At 69.7% G+C, this 16,123-nt stretch carries 16 protein-coding genes; 7 read left to right on the top strand and 9 right to left on the bottom strand.

Features of this window, described 5'->3' with window-relative positions:
* Positions 1-2 precede the first annotated feature (2 nt).
* The 3 genes from ACIO3R_RS36120 to ACIO3R_RS36110 all read right to left on the bottom strand — a co-directional run bounded on the left by ACIO3R_RS36120 (position 3) and on the right by ACIO3R_RS36110 (position 2,441).
* Positions 3-980, bottom strand: a complete 978-nt coding sequence (locus ACIO3R_RS36120; RefSeq protein ID WP_385034855.1) for an ABC transporter substrate-binding protein — start codon at positions 978-980, stop codon at positions 3-5.
* A gap of 68 nt (positions 981-1,048) precedes the next feature.
* The gene (locus ACIO3R_RS36115) at positions 1,049-1,723 is read right to left on the bottom strand and encodes an ABC transporter permease (protein WP_385034853.1); all 675 of its coding nucleotides are present in this window, start codon (positions 1,721-1,723) and stop codon (positions 1,049-1,051) included.
* A gap of 4 nt (positions 1,724-1,727) precedes the next feature.
* Complete coding sequence (locus ACIO3R_RS36110; RefSeq protein WP_385034851.1) at positions 1,728-2,441, bottom strand: ABC transporter permease; 714 nt, start codon at positions 2,439-2,441, stop codon at positions 1,728-1,730.
* Between the two features lie 131 nt (positions 2,442-2,572).
* Here ACIO3R_RS36110 and ACIO3R_RS36105 point away from each other — a divergent pair, with 131 nt between their 5' ends.
* Positions 2,573-3,760, top strand: coding sequence for a betaine/proline/choline family ABC transporter ATP-binding protein (locus ACIO3R_RS36105; RefSeq protein ID WP_385034849.1), 1,188 nt, complete (start codon positions 2,573-2,575; stop codon positions 3,758-3,760).
* Between the two features lie 60 nt (positions 3,761-3,820).
* Here ACIO3R_RS36105 and ACIO3R_RS36100 read toward each other — a convergent pair whose 3' ends face one another.
* Positions 3,821-4,942, bottom strand: coding sequence for an alpha/beta hydrolase (locus ACIO3R_RS36100; protein WP_385034847.1), 1,122 nt, complete (start codon positions 4,940-4,942; stop codon positions 3,821-3,823).
* A 141-nt stretch (positions 4,943-5,083) separates the two neighbouring features.
* On the opposite strand from ACIO3R_RS36100, the gene ACIO3R_RS36095 reads away from it, so the two are divergent.
* The 6 genes from ACIO3R_RS36095 (at position 5,084) to ACIO3R_RS36070 (ending at position 10,014) form a co-directional block, all read left to right on the top strand.
* Positions 5,084-6,925 carry a phosphatidylglycerol lysyltransferase domain-containing protein gene (locus ACIO3R_RS36095; RefSeq protein WP_402111245.1) on the top strand — a complete coding sequence of 614 codons (1,842 nt, stop codon included), beginning with the start codon at positions 5,084-5,086 and terminating at the stop codon, positions 6,923-6,925.
* Between the two features lie 93 nt (positions 6,926-7,018).
* Entirely contained in the window at positions 7,019-7,816 is a 798-nt protein-coding gene (gene folP, locus ACIO3R_RS36090) for a dihydropteroate synthase (RefSeq protein WP_402111283.1), read from the top strand.
* Positions 7,813-8,295 (top strand): nuclear transport factor 2 family protein, encoded by a 483-nt coding sequence (locus ACIO3R_RS36085; protein WP_385034843.1) that lies wholly within the window; start codon positions 7,813-7,815, stop codon positions 8,293-8,295. Before folP ends, ACIO3R_RS36085 begins: the two co-directional genes overlap by 4 nt.
* 210 nt (positions 8,296-8,505) lie before the next feature.
* Positions 8,506-8,865, top strand: coding sequence for a dihydroneopterin aldolase (gene folB, locus ACIO3R_RS36080; protein WP_024493348.1), 360 nt, complete (start codon positions 8,506-8,508; stop codon positions 8,863-8,865).
* Positions 8,862-9,473, top strand: coding sequence for a 2-amino-4-hydroxy-6-hydroxymethyldihydropteridine diphosphokinase (folK, locus tag ACIO3R_RS36075; protein ID WP_385034840.1), 612 nt, complete (start codon positions 8,862-8,864; stop codon positions 9,471-9,473). Before folB ends, folK begins: the two co-directional genes overlap by 4 nt.
* A 58-nt stretch (positions 9,474-9,531) precedes the next feature.
* A complete protein-coding gene (locus tag ACIO3R_RS36070; RefSeq protein WP_385034838.1) occupies positions 9,532-10,014 on the top strand; it encodes a DUF3180 domain-containing protein in 483 nt (160 codons plus the stop codon).
* A 60-nt stretch (positions 10,015-10,074) separates the two neighbouring features.
* Here ACIO3R_RS36070 and folE read toward each other — a convergent pair whose 3' ends face one another.
* From folE to ACIO3R_RS36045, 5 genes are all read right to left on the bottom strand, one after another.
* Positions 10,075-10,680, bottom strand: a complete 606-nt coding sequence (gene folE, locus ACIO3R_RS36065; RefSeq protein ID WP_363029525.1) for a GTP cyclohydrolase I FolE — start codon at positions 10,678-10,680, stop codon at positions 10,075-10,077.
* A gap of 148 nt (positions 10,681-10,828) precedes the next feature.
* The gene (ftsH, locus tag ACIO3R_RS36060; RefSeq protein WP_385034836.1) at positions 10,829-12,856 is read right to left on the bottom strand and encodes an ATP-dependent zinc metalloprotease FtsH; all 2,028 of its coding nucleotides are present in this window, start codon (positions 12,854-12,856) and stop codon (positions 10,829-10,831) included.
* A gap of 197 nt (positions 12,857-13,053) precedes the next feature.
* Positions 13,054-13,593: a hypoxanthine phosphoribosyltransferase gene (gene hpt / locus ACIO3R_RS36055; protein ID WP_363029634.1), complete on the bottom strand. Its 540-nt coding sequence runs from the start codon at positions 13,591-13,593 to the stop codon at positions 13,054-13,056.
* Positions 13,594-13,690: 97 nt separating this feature from the next.
* Positions 13,691-14,782 carry a tRNA lysidine(34) synthetase TilS gene (tilS, locus tag ACIO3R_RS36050; RefSeq protein WP_385034834.1) on the bottom strand — a complete coding sequence of 364 codons (1,092 nt, stop codon included), beginning with the start codon at positions 14,780-14,782 and terminating at the stop codon, positions 13,691-13,693.
* A 201-nt stretch (positions 14,783-14,983) separates the two neighbouring features.
* Positions 14,984-16,117 carry a zinc-dependent metalloprotease gene (locus ACIO3R_RS36045; RefSeq protein ID WP_385034833.1) on the bottom strand — a complete coding sequence of 378 codons (1,134 nt, stop codon included), beginning with the start codon at positions 16,115-16,117 and terminating at the stop codon, positions 14,984-14,986.
* Between the last annotated feature and the right edge of the window lie 6 nt (positions 16,118-16,123).

Below are 16,123 nucleotides of genomic sequence, written 5' to 3'. Positions count from 1 at the left end.
CGCTACTTCTTGATCAGGCCTTTCGACTGAAGGTATTCCTTGGCCGCGTCCTCGGGCTTGGCGCGCTCGGCGTCGACCTTGCGGTTCAGTTCCGCGAGGTCCTGGGTGGTGAGTGCGCCGGTGAGCTTGCCGAGCGCGTCGGCGATGTCCTGGGCGCCCGCGTCCTTGGCATTGACGACCGGCAGAACGTTGTCCGCGTTCTGCAGCTTCTTGTCGTCCTCCAGGAAAACCAGGCCGAAGCTGTCCAGCACCGCGTCCGTGGTGGTGGTGAGGACCAGTTGGTCCTTGCCGTCCTTGACCGCCTGCTTGGACTGCGGGGTGCCGACTCCCTTGGGGTCGATGCCGGTCACATCGATGCCGTACGTCTTCTTCAGTCCGGGCGCGCAGAACGCCCGCACCTCGCACTCGTCACCCGCCGCGATCTTCACCTCGACCTTGGAGGCGCCGAGATCGGAAAGCGTCGTCAGCTTGTTCTTCGCGGCGAATTCCTTGGTGACCGCGAAGGCGTTCTGGTCGACCGCCTTGCCGGCCGGCAGGACCTTCAGTCCGCGCGGAGTGGCGAGCTTCTCCAGGGCCGCGACGGTGGCCGCGGTGTCGCCCGACGCGAGCGGCTTCTCCTCGGCCGCCTTCGCCCCGTTCACCTTGGCGTTGAGGAATTCGGTGATCGTCGCCGCGTATTCGGGTACGACGTCGATCTCGCCCTTCTCCAGGGAGGGTTCGTACAGTTCGCGGTTCTTCACGGTGGTGACCGAGGTGCTGTATCCGGCGTCGGCGAGGATCTGCGCGTACAGCTCGGCGAGCACCTTGGACTCGGTGAAGGCGGCGGCGCCCACGACGAGCGAGCCCTTCTTGGCGGAGTCGTCGCCGCCGGCCGGGGCACCCTTGTCCTTCTCCAGGCTGTCACCGCCGCAGGCGGCGAGCGAGCCCGCCAGCGCGACGATGCCGATGACCGCGCCGGCTATGCGCGAGGTCTTGCTCATGTTGTTCTCCGTCCAGGGCAACAGGGCCATATGCGATATGCGAGGTCGGTCAGGAAAGCGGGCCGGGCTCACGCCGTCCGGCGGCGGCGAACCGGCGACAGCGCCCGGTCGAGGGCGACCAGCACCGTCTCCACCAGCAGGGCGAGCACGGCGACCAGCAGGGCCCCCGCGACCACCTGCGGGGTGTTGTACGTGTTGAAGCCGGCGGTGATGATCCGGCCGAGACCGCCCTGGCCGACCATCGCGGCGATCGTCGCCGTGGCAACCACCTGGACCGCGGCCGAGCGCAGCCCGGTCATGATCATCGGGTAGGCCAGCGGCAGTTCGACGCGGACGAAGAGCTGGGGGCCCGACATGCCCATCCCGCGTGCGGCCTCCGTCACCGAACGGTCCACCTCGGTCATCCCGACGTAGGCGTTGGTCAGCAGCGGCGGCACGGCGAACAGCACCAGGGCGATGATCGTCGGCACATAGCCGCTGTTGCGCAGCGGCGAGACCATGAAGAGCGCCAGCACCGCGAAGACCGGGACCGCCCGCCCCACATTGGAGATGTTGACGGCCAGCGCGCCGCCCTTCCCGATGTGTCCCAGGAAGAGCGCGACGGGCAGCGCTATGGCACAGGCCAGGGCGAGCGCCACCCCGCTGACGTACAGATGCTCTCCGAGCCGGTGGGACACCCCGCTCTCCCCCGACCAGTTGGCGCCGGTGGTGAGCCACGTCCAGGCCTCGCCGAGAACTCCCATGGGGTCAGACCGCCTTCGCCGTGCCGGCCGCGTCCACGGCGTCGTGGGTCCTTGATATGCGGGTCCACGGGGTCAGCAGCCGCTGCACGCAGAGCAGCAGCAGGTCCGCGACGACCGCGAGCAGTACGCAGAGCACCGAGGCGGCCAGCACCTGGGCCTTGAAGAAACTCGGCAGGGCGTCGTCGATGAGGTTGCCCAGACCGCCCCGGCCGACGATCGAACCGATCGTCGTCAGCGCGACCGTGGAGACCGTGGCGATCCGTATCCCGGCCATCAGCGCGGGCATCGCGAGCGGCAGCTCGACCTCCCACAGCAGCCTGGCGGGCCCGTAGCCCATGCCCAGCGCGGCCTCCTTCGCCTCCTCGGGCACCGCTTCCAGCCCCGCCAGGATGTTCCGCACGAGAATGGTCAGCGAATACAGCACCAGTCCGGTGACGACCAGCGCCGCTGAGAGCCCGAAAAGCGGCAGCAGCAGCGAGAACATCGCGAGCGACGGCACGGTGTAGAGGACCGTGGTCAGCCCGAGCACCGGTCCGGCGAAGCGGCGGCTGCGACGGGCGAGCAGGGCCAGCGGGAATGCCACGGCGACCCCGATCGCCACGGAGACCGCGGTGATCCAGATGTGCTGGACCGTGGCATCGGTCAACTCCTGGCTGCGGGAACGGAGATACTCCCCGCAGATCCAGTCGTTCGTCACCAGGCAGTTCTGTGCGGCCATCTTGTCCCCCACCTCCCGATCGCCCACTCGTACTGATGTCCGGCGAGCCTATCCTCGACCACTGACAATCACGGAAGCCGTTGTATTCCAGCAACATGTCCTTCACAAAACACGCGCCACAATGGGGAACCATGATCCGTTTCGAGCACGTCACCAAGCGGTATGCGGACGGCACCACCGCCGTCGACGATCTTTCCTTCGAGGTCGCCGAGGGTGAACTCGTCACGCTCGTCGGGCCATCGGGGTGCGGCAAGACGACCACCATGAAGATGGTGAACCGGCTGATCGAACCGACCGAGGGCCGGATATTCCTCGACGGGGACGACATATCGGCCATCGACCCCGTCCAGCTGCGCCGGCGTATCGGCTACGTGATCCAGCAGGTCGGCCTGTTCCCGCACAGAACGGTCCTGGAAAACACCGCGACCGTGCCCCATCTCCTCGGCTGGAAACGCGGAAAGGGCCGCGAACGCGCGGCGGAACTCCTCGATCTGGTCGGACTCGATCCTTCCGTTTATGGCGACCGATATCCGGAACAGCTGTCCGGTGGTCAGCGCCAACGCGTCGGCGTGGCAAGGGCGCTGGCCGCCGACCCGCCCGTACTGCTGATGGACGAGCCTTTCGGCGCCGTCGACCCGGTCGTCCGGGAACGGCTGCAGAACGAATTCCTCAAGCTTCAGGCACAGGTCCGCAAAACAGTGCTGTTCGTCACGCACGACATCGAGGAGGCCGTCCGCCTCGGCGACCGCATCGCCGTCTACGGACAGGGCTCGATCGAGCAGTTCGACTCACCGGCCACGGTGCTCGGCGCCCCCGCCACCGGCTATGTCGCGGACTTCGTCGGCGCGGACCGCGGCCTCAAGCGGCTCTCGGTCACCCCCATCGAGGAGAGCGACCTCGACCAGCCGCCGGTCGTCCACCTCGACGACCCGCTGGCCACGGCGACCGAACGGCTGCGCGCCGAGGGCGCGCGCTGGGCCGTCGTGCTGGACGGCGACGACCATCTGCACGGCTGGATCCCGGCCGGTGACGCGCTCACCGCCACCCGGGGCACGGTCCGCGAGCACGCCCGCCGGATGGAGGCCTGGCTGCCCGTCGGCGCCCCGCTCAAGCAGGCGTTCGCCACCATGCTCCAGCACGACGCCGGCTGGATCGCGGTCATCGACAAGGAGAGCGAGGGCCGGTTCCTGGGCGTGCTCACGCCGGCCCGCCTCCATGAGGCGCTCCGCCGGTCGATCGACGCGGACGACCGGGCCGTGCCGCGCGCCGAGGTGGCCGTGGAGAGCGTGGCGAGCGTGACCAAGACCGCGGGGCTGTGAGCCGCGCCCTCGGGGCACGCGGCTCCGTGAGAGCCCGGACGCGGCCCCGCCCCGCCCGGGTCAGTTCTCGCTGAGCCGGCTGCTCAGCCACTCCAGGGCGGCGGGGATCTCCCGGCGCCAGGTGTTGAAGTTGTGCCCGCCGCTGCCGAGCACGATCGACGAGGCCTGCGCGGGCGCCTTCACCTTGGCCAGGAACTTCTTCGTGTCGGCGTAGTTCGCCTCGCCGTGGCGGGAGGTCGTCACCAGGAAGGACGAGTCGGGCATCGGCCGGTGGTCCAGGGTCCACAGCAGGTCGGCATGGTCACGCGCCCGCTGGTCGCCGTGGAAGAGGTCACCGGTCGTCGGGTCCTCCGCCGCCTTGTAGTACGCGGAGAGCCCCGCGCTCGCCGTGAAGCGGTGCGGGTGGTGCAGCCCCAGCTTCAGCGCGCAGTAGCCGCCGGTGGAGTTGCCGATGACGCCCCAGTTACGGGCCCGCTTGCCGACCCGGTAGCCGGCCGAGATCGCCCGCGGCAGGTCCTCCGCGAAGAACGTCTCGGTCTGCGGTCCACCCTTTATGTCCACGCACTCGGTGTCCCTCGGCGGCGCCAGCGTCGGCCGGAGCATCACCAGGATCATCGGCTGCGACCGCCCGGATTTCACCTGATCGAGTGCAGTACGCGGGTACCGCAGTCCCTTGAGCAGGTTCTCCGAAGTGCCCGGGTAGCCCGTGAGTACGACCACCGCGGGGAACTTCCGCCGGGCGTACGCCTCCTGGAAGTACTCCGGCGGCAGATACACGTACGCCGAGCTCTCGATCCCGGATTGCCGCCCCGCGATGACGACCTTGTCGATCCGGCCGCCCCTGGTGGCCAGCGATCCGCCCGGCACATCGGGCCGCTGCGTCCCCACCCGGACAATGTTCTTCGCGGCCAGGGTCCCGGCGGCACGGTCGGTGACCACGCCCAGGTCCTGCTTCTGGCCGAACAGGTCCGCCCAGGAGCCGTAGAAGAGGAACGTATTGTTGGCCATCAGGCCGACCGAGGCGAAGACCGCCACCTGGGTCGCCAGAAGCAGGCCGACCCTGCCGAACACCATCGGGACACTGCGCCGGGCGAACCGCGGCCAGAGCCAGATCGTGACGGCGAACAGCACGACGGCCAGCACGATCGCCAGGATCAGCACTGCCTTGCCGGTAAGGCCCATGACGGTTGAACTTTCTTGTCAGGAAATTTCCGGGATACGGGTGAACCCGCGGCCCGGAAGGCTCGTCCTAGAGGTCGCACATCGTCCGCAGCGCTCCGGCCGACGGACTCCAAAGAATCTCTCGCGGAACCACGGGAAGCGATGTCTGTCACGCTAGATGGGGATAAATCGGGATCGGTTCCGAATAGCGCACGTAAGTTCGTGCGCGGACCGCGACCCGAATCCGTACCGGTGCTCGTCGGCACCGCCTGCACCGTAGTCGGTCTGATCGACGTCGCCGCCGGGGTCTTCCCACGCTTCCGGCACAGCCGGATGCACACCCTCGCCGAGGTCCTTCCCGGCGCCCTCGGCCCCTTCGCCGCCGCGCTCTCGCTGAGCGTCGGCGTCCTGCTGCTGCTCCTGGCCCACGGCCTCAAGCGGCACAAGCGGCGGGCCTGGCGGGCGGCCGTCATGCTGCTCCCGGCCGGCGCGCTGTCCCAGTTCGTCTACCGACACTCGGTGCTGGGCGTACTGGTCTCCCTGACGCTGTGTTACCTGCTGGTGCGCCACCGCAGTGAATTCGCCGCGCTCCCCGACCCGCGCAGCCGTTGGCGGGCGCTGGCCAACTTCGTCCTGCTCGGCGCGGGTTCGCTCGGCCTCGGCCTGGTCATCGTCAGCGTCCACCCCGGCCGGCTGGTCGGGAACCCCAGCATCGCCGACCGGCTCCAGCACGTGCTGTACGGCCTGTTCGGCTTCGAGGGGCCCGTCGAGTACGCCGGCGTCACGTCCTGGACCGTGGCCTACTCGCTCGGCGCGCTCGGCCTGCTGACCGCCGTCACCACGATCTACCTCGCGTTCCGCCCCGAACATCCTGCCGCCCGCCTCACCGAGGACGACGAGGCCCGGCTGCGCACGCTGCTGGAGCGGCACGGCCGCCGCGACTCGCTCGGCCACTTCGCGCTCCGCCGCGACAAGGCCGTGGTGTTCTCCCCCAGCGGCAAGGCCGCCGTCTGCTACCGCGTGGTGTCCGGGGTGATGCTGGCCAGCGGCGACCCGATCGGTGACGTGGAGGCCTGGCCGGGCGCCATCGAACGCTTCATGGACGAGGCCAGGGCCCATTCCTGGACGCCGGCCGTGATGGGGTGCAGCGAGACCGGCGGCGAGGTCTGGACCCGCGAGACCGGACTCGACGCCCTCGAACTGGGCGACGAGGCGGTGGTGGATGTCGCGGATTTCTCCCTCGCCGGACGTGCGATGCGCAACGTACGCCAGATGGTGAAGCGCATTGAGCGCGGCGGGTACGCGACCCGGGTGCGGCGCGTGGCCGACATCGGCGAGGCCGAACTGGCCCGCATCCGGCTGGCCGCGGCCGACTGGCGCGGCACCGACAACGAGCGCGGCTTCTCCATGGCGCTCGGCCGGATCGGCGACGGCGCCGACGGGGACTGCTTCATCGCCACCGCCCACAAGTCCGACGAGCAGAGCGCCGATTCCCCGTACGGGGACCTGAAGGCGGTACTCCACTTCGTCCCCTGGGGCACCGACGGCATGTCCCTGGACCTCATGCGCCGCGACCGCGCCGCCGACCCCGGGATGAACGAACTGCTGATCGTCGCGTCCCTCCAGGCCGCGCCGCGGCTCGGCATCACCCGGGTCTCGCTGAACTTCGCGATGTTCCGCTCCGCGCTGGCCCGTGGCGAGAAGCTGGGCGCCGGACCGGTGCTGCGGATCTGGCGCGGCCTGCTGATCTTCCTCTCGCGCTGGTTCCAGATCGAGTCGCTGTACAAGTTCAACGCCAAGTTCCGGCCCCGCTGGGAGCCCCGATTCGTGGTCTACCGCACCGCCCGCGACCTTCCCCGGATCTCCCTGGCGGCCATGCAGGCCGAGGGGTTCGTCAGCTTCGCGCTCCCCCGCCCGCTGGCCCGCAGGCTGCCGGGCAGCGGACGGCGTCCGTGCGCGCACACGCCGGCCACCACCGGGGAGCACGGCGTCCACGCGGCGTGATCGGCCCCCGGGCGGGCCTACGCTGGTCGTATGAGTACGTTGCGTGGACGAGGCACGGTCCAGGGCCTGCCGGAGTGGGACCGCTGTGCGGTCATGGGTGTCGTCAATGTGACCCCCGACTCCTTCTCCGACGGGGGCCGCTGGTTCGACACCACGGCGGCCGTCAAGCACGGTCTCGACCTGGTCGGGGAGGGCGCCGACCTGGTCGATGTCGGCGGTGAGTCGACCCGCCCCGGCGCCAGCCGGGTGGACGAGTCGGAGGAGCTGCGCCGGGTGGTCCCGGTGGTCCGCGGACTGGTCTCCGAAGGGGTCACGGTCTCCGTGGACACCATGCGGGCCCGGGTCGCCGAACAGGCCGTCGACGCGGGAGCGGTCCTCGTCAACGACGTGAGCGGCGGACTCGCCGACCCGGACATGGTCCCGGTCGTCGCCGCCGCGGCGGTGCCCTTCGTCGTCATGCACTGGCGCGGCTTCAGCGAGTCCATGAACAGCCGGGCGGTGTACGGGGACGTCGTCGCCGAGGTCGTCGAGGAACTGCGGATACGGATGGACGCCGTGGTCACGGGCGGTGTCGCGGCCGAACGGATCGTGATCGACCCCGGTCTCGGCTTCGCCAAGGACGCCGGCCACGACCTCTCGCTCATCGCCCGCCTGGACGCGCTGCACGCCCTGGGCCGACCGCTGCTGGTCGCCGCCTCCCGGAAGCGGTTCCTGGGCCACGTACTGGCCGGAACGGGCGCCGCCCCGCCCCCCGCCCGCGAACGCGACGCGGCCACCGCCGCGATCTCCGCACTTTCCGCCCGTGCCGGTGCCTGGGCCGTCCGGGTCCACGAGGTACGGGCCACCGCGGACGCCGTACGCGTCGCCCGCGCCGTCGAGGGAGCCGAGTGAACGAGTCGCAGGACGAGCACGCCGACGCGGCCGCCGACATCGAGGCGGTCGAGCAGGCCAACACCGCCTTCTACGAGGCGATGGAACGCGGGGACCTCGACGGGCTCACCGCGCTCTGGCTGCCCGGCGAGGACCTCACCGTCTCCTGCGTCCACCCGGGCTGGCCGGTGCTCACCGGCCGCGGCGAGGTGCTGCGCAGCTACGCCCTGATCATGGCGAACACCGAGTACATCCAGTTCTTCCTGACCGATGTCGGGGTCTCCATGACGGGCGACACCGCCCTGGTCACGTGCACGGAGAACATCCTCAGCGGCGGTCCTGCCGAGGAGGGCAGCTCGCTGGGACCGCTCGTGGGGCAGCTGGTGGTCGCCACCAACGTGTTCCGGCGCACTCCGGACGGCTGGAAGCTCTGGTCCCACCACGGCTCGCCCGTACTGGCCGAAACCAGCGAGGAAGAGGACGAGGACTCCCCCTCCTGAATGGGTACAAGCCCGGTGAGGGCTCGAAAAGCAGCTCCCAGGGATTGGAATCGGGCACATCGGGGTATCAGCGGCTACCAGCCCCGTGCGGTCCGCCGTGGCCCCCACGGGCGAGCGCTGTCGGTGCTCGCAGGTAGATTCCCATGAGGGCAGGACGCCGCCCGCACGCGGCCCGTGCCCCTACGACCAACAACAGCAGGAGTGATTCGCGTGGATCGTGTCGCGCTGCGCGGCCTCAAGGCCCGTGGGCACCATGGCGTCTTTCCCCGGGAACGGGAAGAGGGACAGACGTTCATCGTGGACCTGGTGCTCGGCCTCGACACCCGCCCCGCGGCAGCCGCCGACGACCTGACGAAGACCGTGCACTACGGCGTGGTCGCGGAAGAGGTCGTCGACGTAGTCAAGGGCGAACCGGTCGATCTGATCGAGACGCTCGCGGAGCGCATCGCCCAGCAGTGCCTCAAGCACGAAGGAGTCGAGGAGGTGGAGGTCGTGGTGCACAAGCCGGACGCGCCCATCACCGTCCCCTTCGACGACGTCACCATCACCATCACCCGGAGCCGAGCATGACTGCATTTTCTACCGAGGGGCAGAGCGACCCGACCGTACAGCCGGTTCCCGCCTTCGTGGTCGAGCAGGTGGACGCCGCGGACATCACCCTCTCCAACCCGAAACGCGCCGTGCTCTCCCTGGGCTCCAATCTCGGCAACCGCCTGGAGACCCTCCAGGGCGCCATCGACGCCCTGGAGGACACACCCGGCCTCCGGGTCAAAGCGGTCTCCCCGGTGTACGAGACGGAGCCGTGGGGCGTCGAGGCCGGTTCCCAGCCGTCGTACTTCAACGCGGTGGTCGTCGTGAAGACGACGCTGCCCCCGTCCTCCCTGCTGGAGCGCGGCCAGGCCATCGAGGAGGCCTTCGACCGGGTCCGCGAGGAACGCTGGGGTCCGCGCACCATCGATGTCGACATCGTCGCGTACGCCGATCTGGTCTCCGACGACCCGGCGCTCACCCTCCCGCACCCGCGGGCCCGCGAGCGCGCCTTCGTCCTCGCCCCGTGGCACGACGTCGATCCCGCGGCCCAGCTGCCCGGCGTCGGCCCGGTCGCCGATCTGCTGGCCGGTGTCGGCCGCGGCAGCGTACTGCCCAGGGCCGACCTGGAACTCCGGCTGCCCGAGTAGTCGTTAGGCTCACAGGAACAGCAGGAAAGATCACAGGCGGCGAAGGGCGGCTCACCCGGTGAAGCAACTACGGCTCGGAGTACTGGCCGGCCTCTTCGCCGCGGCCGGGGTGCTGTCCTGGGGCGGCGCCCGCCTCTGGGACTCCCTCGGCACCCTGCCGAGCGTGCCGCTGGCCGCGCCCATCGTGCTCGCGGTGATCGCCGTCGTCCTGCTGGCGACGGCGCTCTCCATCCGCTCCCGGCTGCGCGCCCAGCGTGAGCGCCGGCCGGGCGCGAAGGGCGTCGAACCGCTGATGGCGGCCCGTGCCGTGGTCTTCGGCCAGGCCAGCGCCCTCGTCGTCGCCCTGGTCGCCGGGATGTACGGCGGTGCGGGCGTCTTCCTGCTCGGCTTCCTCGACATGCCGGCCCGCCGCGACCAGGCGATCTACGCCGGCTTCGCGGTCCTGGCCGGCATCGCGGTCATCGCGGCGGCCCTGTTCCTGGAGCACGTCTGCAAGCTCCCGGGCGACGAGGACGACAACAAGAACGCGGCGGGGGCATAAGCCCTCCGCCGCGTTTCCCAGGACCACCGGTCCCCGGCAGTGCCCGTTCGGTCGGCCGCGTCAGCGCGCCATGATCAGGCTCATGGCCTCGGCCCGCGTCGCGGGGTCACGGAGCTGCCCGCGTACCGCGGAGGTCAGTGTCTTCGCACCGGGCTTGCGGATACCGCGCATCGACATGCACATGTGCTCGCACTCCACGACGACGATGACGCCGCGCGGCTCCAGGATCTTCATCAGCGACTCGGCGACCTGCGTGGTGAGCCGCTCCTGTACCTGCGGCCGCCGGGCGTAGACGTCCACCAGCCGGGCCAGCTTCGACAGGCCGGTTATCTTGCCGCTGGTCGCCGGGATGTACCCGACGTGCGCCACCCCGTGGAACGGCACCAGGTGGTGTTCGCAGGTGCTGAACACCTCGATGTCCTTGACCAGCACCATCTCGTCGTGGCCGAGGTCGAACGTGGTCGTCAGGACGTCCTCCGGCGCCTGGTACAGGCCCGCGAAGATCTCCTTGTACGCCCGCGCCACCCGCCCCGGGGTCTCCCGCAGCCCCTCCCGGTCCGGATCCTCGCCCACGGCGAAGAGCAGCTCACGTACGGCCGCCGCGGCCCGCTTCTCGTCGAACTCGCCGATCGAATCCTGGCCGTCCAGCGTCACCGGGTCGGTCATCTGTGCCTCGTTCCTCTGAACTGTCAGCTGCGTGGGCATCCGCGCAGATATACGAAAGCCGCGCCCCCACAGGCTAAAACCTGGAGGGCGCGGCTTCCATTCCGGGCCCGGCCGAACCCCTGTGACGGGGGTCGCACCGGTCCGGTAACTAGCTCTCGGGACGTTCCTCGGGGATCGACTCGGTGCCCGGGACAACGTCCGCGGTCGGTGAGCCGTTCGCCGTGGTGGCGCCGTTGGTGAGGGCGAGCTCCTTCGGGGAGAGCACCGGCGGCCGGGTGGACGGCGTGCGCCGGACGGAGCCGGTCCACGCCGGACGTGCCGGACGCCTGACGATCGGAGCGAAGATCTCGGCGATCTCCGCCTTGCCGAGGGTCTCCTTCTCAAGGAGCTGGAGAACCAGTGCGTCAAGAACGTCTCGGTTCTCGACCAGGATCTCCCACGCGTCGTTGTGCGCGCTCTCGATGAGCTTCTTGACCTCTTCGTCGACCAGCGCGGCGACCTCTTCCGAGTAGTCGCGCTGGTGGCCCATCTCACGGCCCACGAAGGGTTCGGTGTTGTCGCCGCCGAACTTGATCGCGCCGAGCCGCTCCGTCATGCCGTACTGCGTGACCATCGCGCGGGCCGTTGCGGTGGCCTTCTCGATGTCGTTCGCAGCGCCGGTGGTCGGATCGTGGAAGACCAGCTCCTCGGCCGCGCGCCCGCCCAGCATGTAAGCCAGCTGGTCGAGCATCTCGTTGCGCGTCGTGGAGTACTTGTCCTCCTCCGGGAGCACCATCGTGTAACCGAGGGCGCGGCCGCGGGAGAGGATCGTGATCTTGTGGACCGGGTCCGACTGAGGTGAGGCCGCCGCGACCAGGGCGTGTCCGCCCTCGTGGTACGCGGTGATCTTCTTCTCCTTCTCGGACATGATCCGGGTCCGCTTCTGCGGACCCGCCACGACGCGGTCGATGGCCTCGTCGAGCATGTTGTTGTCGATGAGCTTCAGATTGCTGCGCGCCGTGAGGAGCGCCGCCTCGTTCAGCACGTTGGCCAGGTCGGCACCGGTGAAGCCGGGCGTACGACGGGCAACGGCGCCGAGATCGACGTCCGGTGCGACCGGCTTGCCCTTCTGGTGGACCTTGAGGATCTCCAGACGGCCCAGCATGTCCGGCCGGTCGACCGCGATCTGCCGGTCGAAGCGGCCCGGACGCAGCAGCGCCGGGTCCAGGATGTCCGGCCGGTTCGTGGCGGCGATCAGGATGACGCCGCCCTTCACGTCGAAGCCGTCCATCTCGACGAGCAGCTGGTTCAGCGTCTGCTCGCGCTCGTCGTGACCGCCGCCCATACCGGCACCGCGGTGCCGGCCGACGGCGTCGATCTCGTCGACGAAGACGATCGCCGGAGCGTTCGCCTTGGCCTGCTCGAAGAGGTCACGCACACGGGAGGCACCGACACCGACGAACATCTCGACGAAGTCGGACCCGGAGATGGAGTAGAACGGGACGCCCGCCTCGCCGGCGACGGCGCGTGCGAGCAGCGTCTTACCGGTACCGGGAGGCCCGTACAGCAGGACACCCTTGGGGATCTTGGCGCCGACGGCCTGGAACTTCGCCGGCTCCTGGAGGAACTCCTTGATCTCGTAGAGCTCCTCGACCGCCTCGTCCGACCCCGCCACATCGGCGAACGTCGTCTTCGGGGTGTCCTTGGTGATCAGCTTGGCCTTGGACTTGCCGAACTGCATGACCTTGGAGCCGCCACCCTGCATCTGGTTCATCAGAAACAGGAAGACGACCACGATGAGGACGAACGGCAGCAGCGAGAAGAGGATCGAGACGAACGGGGACTGCTTCGACGGCGAGACGGTGTAACCCTTCTCGATGTCACCGCTCTCGAACTTCTTCTGCAGCGTGTCGGCCAGCTCGACGCCCTGGTTGCCGATGTAGCTCGCCTGGAACTTGCTGCCGGACTCGCCGGAGAGTTTCTGGCCGCTCTTCAGCTCAATCTTGAGGATTTGATCGTCACCGGTGGTGAGCTTGGCCTGCTCCACCTGGTTCTTACTGATCGCCTGGATCACCTTGCCGGTGTCCACCGTCTTGTAGCCGCCGGACGAGCCGACGACCTGCATCAACACGACCACGGCGAGGACGGCCAGCACGATCCACATGACCGGCCCACGGAAGTATCGCTTCACGTCCATCCATACGGAGCGAAGTCGCCCCGTCCCTCCTGCCCGTAGGTAAATGCTGCGTGTGAGTAAAGACTGTTCTTCGGACGGTACCCCAGCATTGTCACCGACGACCGCCGAGGACGTCTGTCAAACCCGCCTTCGAAGGCTCAACGGCGGGAAATCCGTGAGGGTTCCCCGGAGTCGGCGCGGGTTGCGCCGCGCCGCGGTCAGCCGCCGTAGACGTGCGGGGCGAGCGTGCCGACGAAGGGGAGGTTGCGGTACTTCTCCGCGTAGTCCAGCCCATAGCCGACGACGAACTCGTTGGGGATGTCGAAGCCGACCCACTTGCAGTCGAGCGCGACCTTCGCCGCGTCCGGCTTCCGCAGCAGGGTGCAGATCTCCAGCGAGGCGGGCTCGCGCGAACCCAGGTTCGACATCAGCCAGGACAGGGTCAGGCCCGAGTCGATGATGTCCTCGACGATCAGGACGTGCTTGCCCTTGATGTCGGTGTCCAGGTCCTTGAGGATCCGGACGACACCGGAGGACTGGGTGCCCGCGCCGTACGAGGAGACGGCCATCCAGTCCATGGTGACGGGGGTGGACAGGGCGCGTGCCAGGTCCGCCATGACCATCACCGCGCCCTTGAGGACACCGACGAGGAGGAGGTCCCTGCCCGCGTACTCCGCGTCGATCTTCGAGGCCAGCTCGACGAGTTTCGCGTCGATCTCTTCCTTGGTGAGGAGCACCGACTGAAGGTCGGTACCCATGTCCTTCTCGTTCACCCGCGTCTCTTTCTTTGCCTGCCGGCCCGGGTGGTGTCCCGGACCTGCGCGGCCGCTCGCCTGCATGTCAGCCGCTTGTGCGTCAGCTCTGCCGAATCACCAGTCTGCCACCCTGGCGCAGGGCTTCGACGCGGCCGGGGAGGTTGATGGCCTGCTGGCCGCGCCAGCCGGTGATGAGACGGTCGACTTCCTCGATGTGCCGGGCGAACAGGGAACCGGCCGGGGAGCCCGCCTCTATGGCCGCCCGGCGCAGTACCCGGCGGCGGACGGCGGGCGGCAGGACGCAGAGCTTGGCGCACTCCAGCCGGCCCGCTTCGTCGCGTACGTCACGGCCGGCCTCGGCGGCCCAGGTGTCCAGGGCGTCGGCGTCGTCGCGGGAGAGCTGAGCCGTACGGGCCAGGGCCTCGACGACCCCTTTGCCCAGCGCCTTCTCCAGGGCGGGCAGTCCCTCGTGGCGCAGCCTGGAGCGGGTGTAGGCGGGGTCGATGTTGTGCGGGTCGTCCCAGACGGTCAGGGACTGGACCAGGCAGGCCGTGCGGGCGGTCTGCCGGTCGAGCTGGAGGAAGGGGCGGCGGTAGCGGCCGGCCGGGCCGGACGCGGCGGCCATGCCGGAGAGGGAGCGGATGCCGGAGCCGCGGGCGAGGCCCAGCAGGACCGTCTCCGCCTGGTCGTCGCGGGTGTGGCCGAGCAGGACGGCGGCGGCGCCGTGGCGTTCGGCCGCCGCGTCCAGCGCGGCGTAGCGGGCGTCGCGGGCGGCGGCCTCCGGCCCGCCGCCCTGACCGACCCGTACCGCGACGGCCTCGACCGGGTCGAGGCCCATCGCGGTGAGGCGGCCGGCGACCTCGGCGGCCCGGGTGGCGGAGCCGTCCTGGAGGCCGTGGTCGACGGTGATGCCGCCGGCCCGGACGGCGAGTTTGCGGGCCTCGAAGGCGAGGGCGGAGGCGAGCGCCATGGAATCTGCGCCACCGGAGCATGCCACCAGCACCAGGGGGGTATCGGGACGTTCGGGGAGTGCGGAGCGCCGCCCGCCGGCGCCGGCTTCGGCGAGCTCGGGGTGCGGGGCGCGTCCGGCGTGCGGAGCGCGATCGGTCTGTTCGGCGAAGTCGGTGAGTACGTCGTGGAGTACGCGGCGGACCGCCAGGCGTATCGCCGCGACCGCAGGATGGGGACCCATGTCCGGTGCCCTTCGTGAAGTTTCGGAGAGGTGCCTCGGAGTGCCGGGACAGGAAGAAGTGCCGTCACTCAGAGTGCGTCGATGGTGACAGAGCAATGCCGTTCATCGAGCATTGCACGGCTTCCCATGCCCCTACGGTCCCTCGGATGGGTGATTACCGGCGCGTTTACCTGTGGCCACGAGCCCCTGTTCCCGGCGTGATCATGACTCTGCCTTACGGTGCACCCTCGCGATCCAGTCCGACGGCTTGGCGATCTCCGCCTTCGTCGGAAGGGTGTTGGGCGACGTCCAGACCCGGTTGAAGCCGTCCATGCCGACCTCGTCGACCACGGCGCGCACGAACCGCTCGCCGTCCCGGTACTGGCGCAGCTTGGCGTCGAGGCCCAGGAGCTTGCGCAGCGCCTGGTCGAGCCGGCTCGCGCCCTGCGCCCTGCGCTGCTGGAACTTCTCCCGGATCTCGCCGACGGAGGACACCACCTCGGGGCCGACGCCGTCCATCACGTAGTCCGCGTGCCCCTCCAGCAGGGACATCACCGCGGTGAGCCGGCCGAGGATCTCGCGCTGGGCGGGGGTCTGCACGACCTCGACGAGGCTGCGCCCGCCGTCCTCGCCCTCCTCGCCCTCCGGCCGGCCGCCGGCCAGCGACTGCGCGGCCTCGCGGAGCCGTTCCAGCACCGTCATCGGGTCGACGTCGGTCTCGTCGAGGAAGGACTGGATCTCACCCTGCAGGTGGTCTCGGAGCCAGGGCACCGCGGTGAACTGGGTGCGGTGGGTCTCCTCGTGGAGGGCGACCCAGAGGCGGAAGTCGTGCGGGTCGACCTCCAGCTCCCGTTCGACGTGGACGATGTTCGGCGCGACCAGCAGGAGCCTGCCGCCGCCGTCGGCGGAGGCGGGGAGTTCACGGGTGGCGGGGGCGAACGTCTCGTACTGGCCGAGGACCCGGGAGGCCAGGAACGACAGCAGCATCCCCACCTCCACCCCGGTCACCTTGGAGCCGACCGCGCCGAGCACGGCGCCGCCCGCGCCGCCGCCGCGCCGTTCCTCCATCTTGTCCAGGAGGGGACGCAGCAGCTCGCGGAAGCCCGCCACGTTCGCCTTGATCCAGCCGGCCCGGTCGACGACCAGGACCGGGGTGTCCTCCGGCTCTGTGCCCTCCGGGATCATCCGGGTGAAGGCACGGACGTGCTCCTCCGCGGCCTTGGCATGCCTGCGCAGCTCCGCGACGACCTCGCGGGCCTCCTCGCGGCTGATCTCGGGTCCAGGCCGCACAAGTCGGGTCGCGGTCGCAACCGCGAGATTCCAGTCGACCATCCCCGCACCACCGATGCTCGTCATGCGTCA

It is taken from the genome of Streptomyces sp. NPDC087428, assembly GCF_044744085.1.
GTDB lineage: Bacteria > Actinomycetota > Actinomycetes > Streptomycetales > Streptomycetaceae > Streptomyces.
The sequence above is the reverse complement of the archived record's forward strand: the minus strand, read 5'-3'. Positions and strand labels throughout refer to the sequence as shown.

What these genes read in the sequence shown, in the direction of transcription:
- ACIO3R_RS36120 (WP_385034855.1), bottom strand. Translation starts at nt 980, where the DNA reads ATGAGCAAGACCTCGCGCATAGCCGGCGCGGTCATCGGCATCGTCGCG.
- ACIO3R_RS36115 (WP_385034853.1), bottom strand. Translation starts at nt 1,723, where the DNA reads ATGGGAGTTCTCGGCGAGGCCTGGACGTGGCTCACCACCGGCGCCAAC.
- ACIO3R_RS36100 (WP_385034847.1), bottom strand. Translation starts at nt 4,942, where the DNA reads ATGGGCCTTACCGGCAAGGCAGTGCTGATCCTGGCGATCGTGCTGGCC.
- ACIO3R_RS36045 (WP_385034833.1), bottom strand. Translation starts at nt 16,117, where the DNA reads ATGACGAGCATCGGTGGTGCGGGGATGGTCGACTGGAATCTCGCGGTT.
- ACIO3R_RS36095 (WP_402111245.1), top strand. Translation starts at nt 5,084, where the DNA reads ATGTCTGTCACGCTAGATGGGGATAAATCGGGATCGGTTCCGAATAGC.
- folE (WP_363029525.1), bottom strand. Translation starts at nt 10,680, where the DNA reads ATGACCGACCCGGTGACGCTGGACGGCCAGGATTCGATCGGCGAGTTC.
- folK (WP_385034840.1), top strand. Translation starts at nt 8,862, where the DNA reads ATGACTGCATTTTCTACCGAGGGGCAGAGCGACCCGACCGTACAGCCG.
- folP (WP_402111283.1), top strand. Translation starts at nt 7,019, where the DNA reads ATGGGTGTCGTCAATGTGACCCCCGACTCCTTCTCCGACGGGGGCCGC.
- ftsH (WP_385034836.1), bottom strand. Translation starts at nt 12,856, where the DNA reads ATGGACGTGAAGCGATACTTCCGTGGGCCGGTCATGTGGATCGTGCTG.
- ACIO3R_RS36105 (WP_385034849.1), top strand. Translation starts at nt 2,573, where the DNA reads ATGATCCGTTTCGAGCACGTCACCAAGCGGTATGCGGACGGCACCACC.
- ACIO3R_RS36110 (WP_385034851.1), bottom strand. Translation starts at nt 2,441, where the DNA reads ATGGCCGCACAGAACTGCCTGGTGACGAACGACTGGATCTGCGGGGAG.
- tilS (WP_385034834.1), bottom strand. Translation starts at nt 14,782, where the DNA reads ATGGGTCCCCATCCTGCGGTCGCGGCGATACGCCTGGCGGTCCGCCGC.
- hpt (WP_363029634.1), bottom strand. Translation starts at nt 13,593, where the DNA reads ATGGGTACCGACCTTCAGTCGGTGCTCCTCACCAAGGAAGAGATCGAC.